Annotated in this window: 15 protein-coding genes and 1 pseudogene; 6 read left to right on the plus strand and 10 right to left on the minus strand. The window is 67.5% G+C overall.

Annotated elements, in window-relative coordinates; genetic code table 11:
- Positions 1 to 10 precede the first annotated feature (10 nt).
- Together ACN469_RS32065 and ACN469_RS32070 are read left to right on the plus strand one after the other, a co-directional pair.
- Positions 11 to 565, plus strand: coding sequence for a hypothetical protein (locus tag ACN469_RS32065; protein ID WP_498774102.1), 555 nt, complete (start codon positions 11 to 13; stop codon positions 563 to 565).
- Complete coding sequence (locus ACN469_RS32070; RefSeq protein WP_498774103.1) at positions 562 to 1,209, plus strand: hypothetical protein; 648 nt, start codon at positions 562 to 564, stop codon at positions 1,207 to 1,209. The genes ACN469_RS32065 and ACN469_RS32070 overlap by 4 nt, the downstream gene beginning before the upstream one ends.
- 75 nt (positions 1,210 to 1,284) lie before the next feature.
- On the opposite strand, the gene ACN469_RS32075 is transcribed toward ACN469_RS32070, so the two are convergent.
- Positions 1,285 to 1,734, minus strand: a complete 450-nt coding sequence (locus ACN469_RS32075; protein WP_498774104.1) for a SitI3 family protein — start codon at positions 1,732 to 1,734, stop codon at positions 1,285 to 1,287.
- 15 nt (positions 1,735 to 1,749) lie between these two features.
- Positions 1,750 to 3,282, minus strand: a complete 1,533-nt coding sequence (gene sitA5 / locus ACN469_RS32080; RefSeq protein WP_498774145.1) for a SitA5 family polymorphic toxin — start codon at positions 3,280 to 3,282, stop codon at positions 1,750 to 1,752.
- A gap of 290 nt (positions 3,283 to 3,572) precedes the next feature.
- On the opposite strand from sitA5, the gene ACN469_RS32085 reads away from it, so the two are divergent.
- The 3 genes from ACN469_RS32085 to ACN469_RS32095 all read left to right on the plus strand — a co-directional run bounded on the left by ACN469_RS32085 (position 3,573) and on the right by ACN469_RS32095 (position 5,575).
- Complete coding sequence (locus ACN469_RS32085; protein WP_498774106.1) at positions 3,573 to 4,499, plus strand: AraC family ligand binding domain-containing protein; 927 nt, start codon at positions 3,573 to 3,575, stop codon at positions 4,497 to 4,499.
- The gene (locus tag ACN469_RS32090) at positions 4,430 to 4,846 is read left to right on the plus strand and encodes a DUF2000 family protein (protein WP_498774108.1); all 417 of its coding nucleotides are present in this window, start codon (positions 4,430 to 4,432) and stop codon (positions 4,844 to 4,846) included. Before ACN469_RS32085 ends, ACN469_RS32090 begins: the two co-directional genes overlap by 70 nt.
- A gap of 405 nt (positions 4,847 to 5,251) precedes the next feature.
- The gene (locus tag ACN469_RS32095; RefSeq protein ID WP_498774110.1) at positions 5,252 to 5,575 is read left to right on the plus strand and encodes a hypothetical protein; all 324 of its coding nucleotides are present in this window, start codon (positions 5,252 to 5,254) and stop codon (positions 5,573 to 5,575) included.
- A 99-nt stretch (positions 5,576 to 5,674) separates the two neighbouring features.
- Here ACN469_RS32095 and ACN469_RS32100 read toward each other — a convergent pair whose 3' ends face one another.
- The 7 genes from ACN469_RS32100 to hprK form a co-directional block, all read right to left on the minus strand.
- Complete coding sequence (locus ACN469_RS32100; RefSeq protein ID WP_498774112.1) at positions 5,675 to 6,382, minus strand: QsdR family transcriptional regulator; 708 nt, start codon at positions 6,380 to 6,382, stop codon at positions 5,675 to 5,677.
- Positions 6,379 to 7,224 (minus strand): SDR family NAD(P)-dependent oxidoreductase, encoded by an 846-nt coding sequence (locus tag ACN469_RS32105; protein ID WP_498774114.1) that lies wholly within the window; start codon positions 7,222 to 7,224, stop codon positions 6,379 to 6,381. Before ACN469_RS32105 ends, ACN469_RS32100 begins: the two co-directional genes overlap by 4 nt.
- Positions 7,221 to 8,324 carry an alpha/beta hydrolase gene (locus ACN469_RS32110; RefSeq protein WP_498774116.1) on the minus strand — a complete coding sequence of 368 codons (1,104 nt, stop codon included), beginning with the start codon at positions 8,322 to 8,324 and terminating at the stop codon, positions 7,221 to 7,223. Before ACN469_RS32110 ends, ACN469_RS32105 begins: the two co-directional genes overlap by 4 nt.
- Entirely contained in the window at positions 8,317 to 9,840 is a 1,524-nt protein-coding gene (locus ACN469_RS32115; protein ID WP_498774118.1) for a flavin-containing monooxygenase, read from the minus strand. Before ACN469_RS32115 ends, ACN469_RS32110 begins: the two co-directional genes overlap by 8 nt.
- 150 nt (positions 9,841 to 9,990) lie before the next feature.
- A complete protein-coding gene (locus ACN469_RS32120) occupies positions 9,991 to 10,545 on the minus strand; it encodes a manganese efflux pump MntP (RefSeq protein WP_498774120.1) in 555 nt (184 codons plus the stop codon).
- 3 nt (positions 10,546 to 10,548) lie between these two features.
- The gene (gene rapZ / locus ACN469_RS32125; RefSeq protein ID WP_498774122.1) at positions 10,549 to 11,412 is read right to left on the minus strand and encodes an RNase adapter RapZ; all 864 of its coding nucleotides are present in this window, start codon (positions 11,410 to 11,412) and stop codon (positions 10,549 to 10,551) included.
- The gene (gene hprK / locus ACN469_RS32130) at positions 11,409 to 12,374 is read right to left on the minus strand and encodes an HPr(Ser) kinase/phosphatase (RefSeq protein WP_498774124.1); all 966 of its coding nucleotides are present in this window, start codon (positions 12,372 to 12,374) and stop codon (positions 11,409 to 11,411) included. The genes rapZ and hprK overlap by 4 nt, the downstream gene beginning before the upstream one ends.
- A gap of 191 nt (positions 12,375 to 12,565) precedes the next feature.
- Between hprK and ACN469_RS32135 the strand changes: the two genes are divergently transcribed.
- Entirely contained in the window at positions 12,566 to 12,910 is a 345-nt protein-coding gene (locus ACN469_RS32135; protein WP_498774126.1) for a histidine triad nucleotide-binding protein, read from the plus strand.
- Between the two features lie 85 nt (positions 12,911 to 12,995).
- Here ACN469_RS32135 and ACN469_RS32140 read toward each other — a convergent pair.
- Positions 12,996 to 13,580, minus strand: a pseudogene (locus ACN469_RS32140) (ferrichrome ABC transporter permease); the annotation flags it as partial.

The following is a 13,580-nucleotide window of genomic DNA, read 5'->3' on the forward strand; positions in this document are numbered from 1 at the left end:
GGGACGACGTATGAGGACGTGTCTCGTGCTCCTCGCGGCCTTGAGCACCTTCGGGTGTTATGACCGCGCGAGCTATGTCTATGGCGAGTCGCTGGAGGACCTGACGCTCGCGGTCCACGATCCGGCCATGGGCGTGTATCCGAGCACCGCCATCCTGGACGACCCGAACAATCCGTTCGCGGACTCGACGCCGGGGACGGAGACGAAGTGGGTGCTCCAGGCGAACGCGGGGCCGGTGGCGGCTTTCTACTCGTGGGCCACCGTGCTCGCGCGAGGGCCGTATGGCGAGGCGCAGTACTACGTCGGCCTCAACCTGCTCGGCGTGTACCAGAACGGACTGGCCCGCCAGGAGGACCTGCCGGTGGTGCGGGACATGGCCATCCGTTCGTACCAGTCGGTCCTCGACAACTTCCCGGACGCGGTGACGTACGACTCGACGGGGACGATTCCCTACGAGCTGTTGACGCCGTCCTACAAGGCCATCGTGGAGATGGGTGGGACGGTGACGGGCGGCTGGGTGCTGGTGCGGACCACGAGTGGTGGTGAAAGGGCGGTGCGGCCATGAAGCGGACCCTGGGAGTGCTGTTGCTGACGTTGGCGGCGTGCCGGCCCGACCCGGGCGCCAACGACTACGAGAACCACCAGCCGTCCTCGCAGGATGACGCCGGGTCGAATCCCCAGGACGAGGTGCTCCCGGGGCCGTTCCCGTTCGAGGCGGGCCAGCGGCGCCTGTTCGTGGGCTTCTACGAGGGCGGGCGGTCCGAGGAGATCATCATCAACGACGTGGACACGCACCTCTACCTGTACGAGGGCACCGTCACGATTGAGGCCTCGAACACGCGCATCGAGGGGAAGACGGCGGACCGCATCGTCCACGCGGGCAAGGGGTGGCTGGGCTTCGGCATCCACTGGGATACGGGCCACAACCTGGACGCGTGGAAGACGCTGCACGTGAGCCTCAACTCGTCGGACCCGGGGTTCTCCTCGGTGAAGATTGGGATGAGCGACACGGAGGGCGTGCAGCTCGACGTGGCGAAGTATGGGTATGTGAATGACGGGCAGTGGCACCACCTGGCCATTCCGCTGTCGGACTTCTCCGCGGCGGGAGTGAGCATGGGCGCGGTGCTGTCGCCCTTCGTGTTCATCGCGGGCGGCGGGCCTTCGGGCAACGCACTGCTGCTGGACAACCTGTACTTCACGACGAACTAGCCGTGAGGCCTGGGCCCGCTTCCCTGCTTTGAGGGGAGCGGGCCTGTGCCCAGGCCACGGGCCTCCGAGCCGTCGCTACAGCGAGGGCAACTCCCGCATCTCGTACGGTACGACCGCGAACGCCAGACGCTCGGGCGTCCAGGCGCCTGTCCCTGAATCGAGGACCAGTTGTCCCTCGCGACGGAGGAGCAGGACGGTGTCGCCTCCGAACAGGAGCGTCGCGTCGCCTCGAACCTCGCGCAGCACAGCAAGTACGCCTTGGAGCATGGCGGTCATCGCGGCGTGCCGTTGGCCTTCATCCAGCCAGAACTGGAGGTCAACGGAGGGGGAGAACCCCAGCGCCTCTGCCACCATCTCCCTGCTCGACGGCGCAACATTCCCGGCAGCGAGAAGAAACCCTGGCCCCGCGATTTCCTCGCCCGAGGCACCAGTACCTCGGCGCAGCCCCAGGGCTTCGAGAACGACCGAGAGCACCCTCTCGGGCTCCAGCGTGGTGGCGATGCGGAAGTTGTAGTCCAGCGACATGTGCTGACTCCCGGGCTACGGCCAGAAGGGAACGATACCGCCCTCTCGCGAGATGACGAGCACCTCCTTGAGGTTGGGCATCGGCCACTCGGTGAATTGCCGCTTCAACGCCGTGAGGTCCACACCGCTATCTCTCAGGTTGAGAACAATTCTGTCGGCCTGCATCGACTTCCCTGTGGGATTGACCTTCGTGTCGTTGACGACCGCCCAGATGTTCCGTGGGTTCGATGTGCTCGGAGCGTAGTTGTCGAAAACACGTCCCTCGACTCGGAAGTCAGGCTTTCTGGTGGTTCCAGCGACCTGTGGTCGTTGTTCGACCTTGAAGCCCGCTCTCGCGAGAAGATCAGCGGATTCGTTCTCTCTCATCAAGGAGCGGAGGGTTGCCTTGTCATCTTCCGGGGAGATGCGTGGCCTGTAACCACTGGGAGTCGCATTCGGGTCGGGAGCTTCTGACGGAAGCGTCCGAGCTTCTGCCTCGCCGCGTGGAACGCCGCTGTTGCTGAATCCACCGCCTCCTGACTGATGACTCGCCGACATGGCCAGCGCACCGGGCGCGAGAGCAATGGTGAGCGCCCCCTCCGAGATGGCGACCGCTCCCACCTGGGCCACGGACGACAACTGGAAACCACCCTGCCGAGCAGCGACCTGCGCTGCTTGGGAGTAGCCAGGGAGTGTTGGTACCTTCATGGCGAGCCCTACGGTGCTACCCATGGCGGCGGTGGCGAGCATGACGAAGATGCGCGCGGCATTGGCACCCATCACCTCGCCATACCGCTCGCCGGCCACGCTCACCTCGTCAAAGGTCGTGGCGTTCTTCACCGCATCCGTCAGGCGGAGCCACCCGCCGATGAGCCCCCACACCGAGTCGATGCCCAACCAGGCGATGAGGCTTGCTGTCAGGACGGCTGCCACCCCCTTCGACACCGGCTCTGGCAGCAACCACAGCGTCAGGTACACGGCCATGGAGGTGACAATCGCCGTTCGAACCGCACCCGGGTCCGTCATGGCATCGAGAGATTCGGCCGTCTCGGACCACACCGAATCCAACGCAATGGAGAGGGCCAGGGTGCGCCGTCCCTCTTCATCCAGGGTGGGCGAACTGACAAGCAGGCTCAGGCAATCACCGGGCGTCCCCTTCCTCTCACACCATCTCCGGTACTCACGCGTCAGCGCGAAGCCCGCCCCCTCAGTCCTATCGTTCTCCACCATCCGCCGCGAGTCCGCGATGCCCCCGGACACCAACCTCAAGTGCCCTCGCGTGTTCGGCTGTCGGCCATCTCGCGAGGCACTCGCCAGCAGTCGGTGAGCGAAGAGACTCGGTGAAGAAGCAGGCCGAACGTCCCTGGCCAGTCCCCCCATTGCCTCCTTGAAGTCGTCAGGAGCAATCACCACCGCCTTCGCGGGGGACGAGACAAAGGTGACCACCTCCTCACGCCCCGTCTCCAGACGAACCACTCGCGAGACGCGGCCACAGCCCATGACAAGGAAGGCCACGCCCCAGAACACTCCCAAGGTCAGCAGGCGCAAGACGTGCCCCCTCCGGGTCATCAACACAGAGCCCGAACCGTGCGGCTCAAGCCCATTGAAGGAAACACTCGACTGGACGGGAGCGTCCAGACCCCACCGGGTTCCATGCCAACAACGCGGGCCAGCAGCACAAGAGCCGCGGGCCGGCCGCGCGCGCACCGCCGACTCCGAGCCTGGGGCCCGCTTCCCTGCTTCCGGGGAGCGGGCCTGTGCCCGGGCGCGGTGTTAGGGTTGCGCGCGAGATGTCCGGTGCGCGTCCGTCCTGTCCGAGCTGCTCCCCAGCGTTCCGACTCGAGCGGGACTGGGTAGACGTGGCGCGTGACGAGGCAACGGGCATCGAGAGCATCCGGGCGCACTTCGCGGGCCATGCGTATGACCCTCACTTCCACGACGCGTACCTCGTGGGAGTGACGGAACAAGGGCTCCAGGAGTTCTCGTGTCGGCGGGCCCTGCACCGGAGCACCCCAGGGCGGGTCATCCTGATTGAACCCGGAGAGACGCACGACGGGCATGCCCGGGGTGAGACGGGCTTCACGTACCTGATGCTCTACCTGGAGCCGTCGTGGCTTGCTCGGGCGTGTGAGCGGGTGGCGGATTGGCGTGGAGTGGCACAGGGACCGGGTTTCCGGGCGACGCTCACGGAGGAGCCTCGGTTGGCGGCCCACATCCAACGGGCGTTCTGGCGACTGCGCGGGACGGGCTCGCGGCTGGCGCGGGACGAAGCGCTGGAGGAGCTGGCGGCGGCGCTCAACCCACAGCTCGGGGCGTCGGTGGTGACTCGACTGGGAGAGGCGGCGCACCGGTCCGCTCGTCGGGCGCGGGAGTTCCTGCGAGCGAGGATGGAGGAGGACCTGGGGCTGGAGGAGCTGGCACGGGAGTGCGGAGCGAATCGCTTCCAGCTCTCGCGAGCGTTCCGCGCGGCCTATGGGCTGCCGCCACATGCGTACCTGGTGCAGCTTCGTCTCGCGGCGGCACGAGGGCGACTGGCGAAGGGAGAGACACCCGCGAGTGTCGCGGCGGCGGTGGGCTTCGCGGACCAGAGTCACCTGGGCCGGTGGTTCCGGCGGGCGTATGGACTGACTCCCGCCGCCTACCGCGCGATGTGCACGAACGTTCCAGACCTGGAGCGCTCCCCTGTCGAGGATGAACGGCGACAGAGGAGACCTCCATGCCCGAGCTGTTCACGACCAAGATCGCCATCGTCATCCGCGAAGACCTCGCCGTCTGGCAGAAGCTGAACGTCACCGCCTTCCTGGCGACCGGAATGGCCGCATCCGCACCGGAGATGCTTGGCGAGCCGTATGAGGACGCAACGGGAAGGAAGTACAGCCGGCTCCTGGGTCAGCCGATGCTCGTGTTCAGCGCCACGCGGGAGCATCTCCAGGCCGCACACCGGGTTGCCGTGGAGCGCGGGTTGACGAGCGCTGTCTACGTAGCCGCGATGTTCACCACGGGCGACGACACGGATAATCGGGCCGCGTTCCGCGCGGAGAACCCCGAGGACTTCGACTTCGTGGGCCTGGCGCTGCGGGGTGAACGCAGGCAGGTGGAAAAGGCCGTGAAGGGGCTCGCGCTGCACAAGTGAGTAAAGCCCATTCAATTTTTGCAATACAAGTGCTTTAGCCATTCAAAATCATGAGATGGACAGTTGCATTTTGAAGAGCACTCGCGATTTTTGAGGCCTCTCATTTGATTCCGTCACAGCGCCCGTCCACCATCCTGGACCGACGGACGCAAGGCCGACCGATGGGGTGTACCTGGAGCGACAGCAGGCGACGGACCGTCTTTGTCCGCTGTCTCCATCCACACCTACATGGGCACCCACTGAGGGTGTCCTGGAAGGCCTCCCGTCATGTCGCGAACTGGCCGCACTCTCTTCACCACTGCCCTACTTTCGGCGCTCCTGTCCGCCTGCGGCTCCGAGCCTAGCCCCACGCAACCCTCCGCGCCTGTCGAGGAATCGAGTCAGTTCGACGAGTCCTCCGAGGGATTGTCCACCGATTCGGAGTTGGCTGCCTGTACCGCCACGGCCGTCTGCGGGAGTTGTACGACCCTGACGTGCAGTGGCACGTCCACCTGCTCGGCGCAGAATGGCCCCACGGGCTTCGCCACCTGTGACGGCGTCACGAAGTCCTGCCAGACGTGCACGTACCGTGGGGTGACGTACGCCGATGGGCAGTACTACCCGGACGATGGGACCACGGGTTGCTCCGCCAAGGTCAATGGCCGCTGCATGGGTGGCCCCTTCGCTGGCAAGGCCTGTGTCGCCAGCGGCCAGTGTTACGCCTCGTGCTGCAACGGCGTCTGGAGGTAGTGCCGCACTCTCCGCGGCAGGCACGACGCTCTGTCGCGGAGTGCCCTGGCCTCACTCACGCGTCCCGTCATCCCCTGACGCCCGCTTCACGCCACATCGTCACCGCCTGTTCCACCGCGCGTCCCCTGCTTCAGCTGTGAGCAGAATCAACGTCGCGGTGATGGCGGCCTGTACATCCGGCGGGTCTCCCGTCAGCGCATCCCGGTACAGGAAGAACTGCCCCACCCGGACGATGACGTTCGACAGCGCGTCCAGGCTCATCGCCGGACGGAGGTGCCGGTCTCTCACGCCCTCCTCCAGCGCTCTCCGGATGCTCGCCGCGCAGCGCTCCTCCACGCGGCTGCTCTTCGACATCAGCACGCGCATGGCGTATTCGGAGTCCTGCTGGATGAAGCGCCGCAGCGACGCGTCCTCGACAATCAAGTGGATGAGGCGCTGGGTGACCTCCGCCACATACGCCGGCCCGTTCCCCTGGAACTCGCTCCTCGCGGCGGTGAGCGCGGCCTCGAACCGAAAGGACAACACCTCGCCGTAGAGCAACTCCCGCGTCCCCGCCCAGCGGAACACCGTCGCCCGACTGACGCCCAGTTCCTGCGCCATCCGGCCGATGTCGAACCGCTCACCCTCGCTCCACCACCGCATCGCCAGGGCGAAGAGGTCCTGCGGCGTCGCCCGCGAGGGCACCTCCAGTCGCCGCGAGAGCGGCGTCACCCTCCCCCGCGCCTTCTCTCTCGACGCCGGCCGACGCGTCCTCGAAGGTGCCTCCTTCGTCGCGCGCCGCGAGTCCTTCACGCGCGTCCGCTTCATGTCGCCGCACTCAGCATCTTCCGCCGCCGCCGCCGCATCCCCGCCACCAGCACCCGCTGGTACAGGGTCGGCAACAACCGCTGGACCAGGTCGATGAGCACCGCGTCCCCGCCGATGAGCTGCCGCCGCCGGTTTTTCCGAATCGCCGTGACGATGTCCTCCGCGGCCCGCTCCGGCGTCGTGGCGAAGGCCTTCTCGAAGTCACTCGACGACCGCTCGTCCGTCCACCCCGCCCGAGGCGTCACCCGCGCATTGCGCGCGATGTTCGTCTTGATTCCCCCAGGGTGCACACAGGTGACGCCGATGGTCCCCGGCTCCACCTCCAGTTCCTGCCGCAGCGCCTCCGTGAAGCCCTTCACCGCGAACTTCGCCGAGTTGTACGCCGCCTGCGTCGGCACCCCAATCAGTCCAAAGACACTCGACACATTGACGATGTGCCCCTCATCCACCGCCTTCAGGTGCGGCAGGAACGCCTTCGTCCCATACACCACGCCCCAGAAGTTGATGTTCATCAGCCACTCGAAGTCCTCGTATCGGGTGTCCTCGATGGTGGCGCCCAACGCCACGCCCGCGTTGTTCACGATGATGTGGACAGCGCCGAACTCCCGCGCCACCTCGTCCGCCCAGGCGTGCACCTGCTCGCGCTTCGCGACATCCACCCGATCCACCCGGACGCGAACACCGTGCGCGCGACACTGCGTCTCCGTCTCGGAGAGCCCCTGGACATTCACGTCCGATATCGCGACGTGGCAGCCCTGCTTCGCCAGCAGCACGGCCGTCGCCCGGCCAATGCCCGAGCCCGCGCCCGTGATTGCCGCGACCTTGTCCTTCACCGTCTTCATGTGTTGGCTCCGTTTCGCGCGCCACCCGACTCCACCTCGTCGAGTATTCGTCGCAGCAGCAGCGCGAGCTCCACCGTCGCGTCCCGGCAGGCCCGACTCAGTCCCGACATGTTGGCGAACGCATGCACCAGCCCATCGAAGCGGCGCAGCGTGGTGGGTGTCCCCGCCTCCCGCAGCGCCACCGCGTACGCCTCCGCCTCGTCCCGCAACGGGTCGAACCCCGCGGTGACGATGAGCGCCGGAGGCCCTCCGGACAGCGTCTTCTCGCGCAACGGCGAGACGCGAGGGTCCGACAGGGGCGTCCCGCTGCCCGTCATGTAGCGCTCCTGGTACCAGTCGATGTCCGCGCGCGTGAGGAAGAAGCCCTCCGCGAAGTGCGACAGCGAGCCCCAGTCCCCCGTGCGGTCCAGCGTGGGATACAGCAGGAACTGGAGCACCGGCTTGCGCGTGCCCTCGCGCACCGCGTGCTGCGCAACGACCGCCGCCAGGTTTCCGCCCGCGCTGTCTCCACCCACCGCCACCCGCCCCGGGTCCGCACCCAGCTCCTCCGCGTGCTCCAGCGCCCAGTCGAACGCGGCGAGCGCGTCCTCCACCCCCGCGGGGAAGGGATGCTCGGGCGCCAGCCGATACTCGATGGAGAGCACGTGCACGTCCGCATGGCGACACAGCCGCCGGCACGGGGCGTCATGCGTGTCCAAATCCCCCATCACGAAACCACCGCCATGGAAGAACACCAGCAGCGGCCGTCGCCGTGAGTCCCCCAGGGGGACATAGTGACGCGCCCGCAGCGGGCCGTGCCTCGTCTCCAGCACCCGGGACGTCACCGACGCCACGGGCTCCGGCTCGCCCGCGTGCATGAGCGCCTCGCGCCACAACCGCCTTCGTGCCTCGGACAGCGGCTGCGAGGACTTCTGGGGCACACCCCGGCGCTCGCGCAACGAGAGCAGGAGCTGGACCTCGGGATGAAGGCAGAGCCCCTCATGGGTCACCGGCGGCTTGCCGGACAGTCGCACCAGCATCCCCGGTGGCAGGCGGAACAGCGCGCGAGCGACCCGGTACTCCAGTCGCTCCAGGAAGGTGAGCGTCGTCTCATCAGCCATGTGCCAGCTTCCGGGGACTCGCCCCGGCCCTTGAATTCGCGCGCCCACGCCGGGCGAAGGCGACGTACTCCGTCGGCTCGAAGGCGGAGACGCGGCGTCTGTAATCAAACGTGAAGCCCGGCCACAGCGTCGAATTGCGCCCCGTGGCATCCAGGTACCAGCTCACACACCCGCCCCGCATCCACACCGTCCGGGCCATCCGCGTGTCGACCTCGCGAACGAACGCCTCCTGCGCGTCCGCCGTCGGCTCCACCGCCGCCAGCCCCCTGCCCTCCAGGTAGCGCAGCGCGCTGAGCACGTGCGCCAGTTGGCTCTCAATCATCAGGATGACGGAGGTGTGCCCCAGCCCCGTGTTCGGCCCCAGCAACATGAAGAAGTTGGGGAACCCGCTCACCGACGTCCCCAGGTGCGCCTTCATGCTCCCCGCCCACGTCTCCGCCAGGGTGCGCCCGTCACGCCCCCGGATGTGCCGGGCGAAGGCCGGCTCCGTTATCTGGAAGCCCGTGCCGAAGATGAGCGTGTCCACCGGATGCTCCACGCCCGACGTCGTCACGACGGAGTGCTCACGCACCTCCTGGAGCCCCTCCGTGACGACCTCGACGTTCTGCCGCGTCAGCGCCGGCAGGTAGTCGTCCGACACGAGCACCCGCTTGCAGCCCATGGTGTAGCCAGGAAGCAGCTTCGCGCGCAGCACCGGGTCTCTCACGGACCGCTTCAGGTGCCGCCACGCCCCCCGCTGCGCCAGGCGGATGATCCACGGATTCATGAAGGCCAGCGCGGACAGCTCCTTCACCGCGTAGATGCCCGCGCGCATCAACCACCGCGCCCCCGGAACCCGCGCGTACAGCCACTGCTTCCAGCCCGCAATCGCGTGGTCCTTGCGCGGCAGAATCCACGGCGGCGTGCGCTGGAAGAGGACCAGCCGCTCCACCTTGGGTTGAATGGCCGGGACGAACTGGATGGCGGACGCGCCCGTGCCCACCACCGCCACCTTGCGCCCCGCAAGCGCGTAGTCACGGTCCCACCGCGCCGAGTGCATCACCTTGCCCTGGAAGCGCTCCAGCCCCGGGAGCGCGGGCTGCACGGGCTCGCCGAAGGCTCCCGCCGCGAGGATGAAGACATCCGCCGTGAAGAGCCCCTCCGACGTCTGGAGGCGCCAGTGCCCCGCCTCGTCATCCCAGCGCGCATCCTCCACGGCGTGACGGAAGCGCACGTGAGGCAACACGCCGAACCGCTCCGCGCAGTCGCGCAGGTACGCGTGAATCTCCGCCTGGGGCGAGTACGCCCGGGACCACTTCGGGTTCGGCGCGAAGGAGAACGAGTACAGGTGCGAGGGCACATCGCACGCACACCCCGGATACGCGTTGTCCCGCCAGACGCCGCCCACGTCCTCCGCGCGCTCGAAGACGACGAAGTCCTCCAGCCCCTCCTGCTTGAGCCGGATGGCCATCCCCAGGCCGCCGAACCCGCTGCCCGCGATGGCCACGTGGAAGTGCCGAGTCAGGGGAAGGGACATCCACGCCTCCAGTGGGAATCCGCGCTACGGACTCTCAGCATGGCGCGTCATGAGTCACTTCGCAATCATGACGCATGCATGAGGTAGGAGGGCGAGGTGTCGCATGAGGGACAGCCTCGGACGGAGGCCGCGAGCCCACCGCCAGGAGGCCTACGCGGTCAGGTGCTCGACGAGCGTCTTCAGGCCGATGCCGATGAGCACCAGGCCGCCGAGAATTTCGATGCGGGTGCCGAAGCGCTCTCCCAGCCGCTTGCCAGCCCAGGCGCCGAGGATGGACAGCACGAAGGTCAGCACGCCGATGAGGCCCGTGGACAGGAGGATGCTCAAGTCCAACGCGGGCAGCGTCACGCCGACGGCGAGCGCGTCGATGCTGGTGGCCACGCCGAGCGTCAGCAACATGGGCAGCGGAATGCCAGTGGCGGCCCGCGTCTCCTCGTCATGGGAGAACGCTTCCCAAATCATGTGCCCGCCCACGAGCGCGAGCAGCCCGAAGGCAATCCAATGGTCCACCGCGGCGAAGTGCGTGAGGATGACGCTGCCCCCGAGCGCACCGCCCAGGGACATGCCGAACTGGAACAGGCCGAACGTCAGCGCCAGCTTGAGGACATCCGGCGGACGCGCGCCACGAATGGCCATGCCGCTGGACACGGCGGTGGCGTCCATCGCCACCCCGAGCGAGAGCAGAAGCAGGGTCAGGGACGCCACGCGCTACTCTTTCTCGATGTCGCGGTCCCAGAGCTGAACGCGGGTGTTCTCGTCGGCCAGCCGCTTGGTCAGCTCGGCGGCGATGGCCACGGAGCGGTGCTTGCCACCCGTACACCCCAGCGCCACCGTGAGGTACGCCTTCCCCTCCTTCTGGTAGCGAGGGAAGAGGAAGCGGCACAGGTCCACGACCTTCTCGAGGAACTGCTGCGCCTCCTCGCGGTCCAGCACGTACGCGGCCACCTTGGGCACCTTGCCCGTCAGCCCCTTCATCTCCGGGACGAAGTACGGGTTGGGCAGGAAGCGCACGTCCAGCACCAGGTCCGCCTGCGGCGGCACCCCGTACCGGTAACCGAACGACATCACCGACAGGCTCGGCCCCGCCGCGGGCTCCGGGCTGAAGCGCGCCTGCACCATGCGCTTCAAGTCGTGCACGTTCAGCACCGACGAGTCGATGACCTGGTCGGCGATTTCGCGCAAGTCACGCAGCTCCTGGCGCTCCGCCTTGATGCCGTCCGCCACGGTGCCGTTGGGCGCCAGCGGGTGGCGGCGGCGCGTCTCGCTGAAGCGACGGATGAGGCTGTCGTCGCTCGAGTCGAGGAAGAGCACCTCCACGTGGTGCCCGGCGCGGCGGACCTCGTCCAGCACCCGGGGGGCGTCCTTGAGGAACACGCCCTCGCGCACGTCCATCACCAGCGCCATGCGCTCGATGTTGCCCCCACCAGCCAGCTCCGTGAGCTTGGGCAGCAGCAGCACCGGCAGGTTGTCGATGCAGAAGAACCCCGAGTCCTCCAACGCACGGATGGCGGTGGACTTGCCGGAGCCGGACATGCCGGTGATGACGACCAACTGTTTCGCGGGCGCGGTCACTCGACCTCTTCTCCCAGGGTGCGGCGCATCGCCCCTTCGGCGATGGCTCGGTTGAGCCGCTCGGCGAACTCTCTTGCCGAGTGGTGGCCCTGAAGCTTCAGCAACTGGTTGCGGGCGGCCACCTCGATGATGGTCGCCATGTTACGGCCTGGACGCACGGGTACCACCGACAGCGGGATGTCCACACCCACAATCTGTAGATGTTTGTCCTCCACGCCCAGTCGGTCGTACTCCTGATGGGGGTCCCATTCCTGCAGCTCGATGACGAGCTCGATTTTCTTCTGCTCGCGCACCGCCGCCACGCCGAACAGGTCCTTGATGTTGATGATGCCCAGGCCCCGAATCTCCATGTGGTGCTTGATGACCGGGTTGCCCGCGCCGTAGACGGCCCCCTTGCGCCGGGTGACGTCGACGATGTCGTCCGCCACCAGCCGGTGGGCCCGCATCACCAGGTCCAGGGCAATCTCGCTCTTGCCGATGCCGCTCTTGCCGAGCAGCAGGATGCCCACGCCGAAGACATCCATCAGCACGCCGTGCAGGCTGCTGGATTCGGTGAGCGCCTCCTCCAGGAAGGACTGCACCCGGGTGATGAACTCGCTGGAGAGCAGCGGCGTCTTCATCAGCGCCAGGCCGCCAGACTCACACGCCGTCACCAGGACAGGCGGAATCTCCAGCTCCTTCGTCACCACGACGCACGCCAGGTCCTCTTCCTCGAAGAGCTTGGAGAGCGCCTCCCGCTGCCGCGACTCCGGCAGGGTGGCCAGGTAGGAAATCTCGGTGTTTCCGAACACCTGGACCCGGTGGGGGTGGAGGTGCTCGGTGAAGCCCGCCAGCGCCAGCCCCGGCTTCTGGATGCGCGACGAGTCCACCGTCCGCGTCAGCCCGCTCGCGCCCGCGATGAGCGTGAGGCGCAAGTCGTAGTCGTGGTCCTCGATGAGCTGGGAGATGCGGATGGATTTCATCGTCGGGGCCTGGAATATCACCGGTGGGACCTTTTGAGGCGAAGTGCCCACCTGGCATGTCGTCCCCCACCTCTACCCCCGATAGCCCACCCGAGCGCAGGCCTGGCCGCCGTCCGGGCAATCGCTTGGGACCTCAACAATGAGCGCCGAGGCCATTTCCCCCCGCCCCGCGCATTGCTAAGCCCCGGCCCATGTCCGACTGCCTCTTCTGCAAGATTCGAGACGGCCTCATCCCGGCCAAGGTCGTCTACAAGGACGACGCCTGCCTGGCCTTCGAGGACATCAACCCTCAGGCTCCCACGCACGTCCTGTTCATCCCGCGCAAGCACATCGCCACGGTGAACGACATCACCGCGGAGGACGAGGCGGCGGTGGGCCACCTCTTCGTGGCCGCGGCCAAGCTGGCCAAGGAGCGGGGCCACGACAGCAACGGGTACCGGGTGGTGATGAACACCCACCGCGACGCCGGGCAGACGGTGTTCCACATCCATCTGCACCTGCTGGCCGGTCGGCCGCTCCTCTGGCCGCCAGGCTGAGCAGACCTGCGATGCGCCCCGGACGAACGGGGCGCTGACACGGGGTGGACGCGACGCGAGCCGGACCCGACCTCGCGCGCCTGAGTCACTTCGGCGCGGGTCGGGCCGGAGGCACCTTCGGCGGTCCCGAGGGCGCCTCCACATCCAGGACGTTCTTATCGGGGCCAATCTGGCGCAGCACCCGCAGCACGCTGCTGCGGTCATCCGTCCAGGCGAAGGCCTGCTCTTCGCGCAGCCCCAGGCGGCGCACGCGCGCGGTGGCTCGGGTGAAGGTGGGGCCCCAGGAGAACTCGCGGTCTGGACTGAGCAGCATCCAGTTGCTGCGCAGCGCGTCCCCTTGCGTGTCGTGGAAGACGAAGGCCGCGTACATGCCCAGGCGGCGCGCGTGCGACAGCGTCACCGGCACCAGGTCCAGGTGCACGTTGCTGATGTGCAGCGCCAGCACGCCGTGCGGGGCCAGGTGCTGCTTGTACAGGGCCAAGGCTTCCTCGGTGAGCAGGTGCACCGGGACGGAGTCCGAGGAGAAGACATCCAACGCCAGCACGTCGAACTTGCCGGGCTCGCCCCGCTCCAGCTCGCGCTCCAGGGAGATGCGCGCGTCCCCCTCCACCACCTCAATCGTCGCGGGCGAGTCGCCCAGGAAGCTGAAGAAGCCGCCCTCGCCTCGCGC

This window comes from Corallococcus terminator, from assembly GCF_049194865.1.
Taxonomy (GTDB): domain Bacteria; phylum Myxococcota; class Myxococcia; order Myxococcales; family Myxococcaceae; genus Myxococcus; species Myxococcus terminator_A.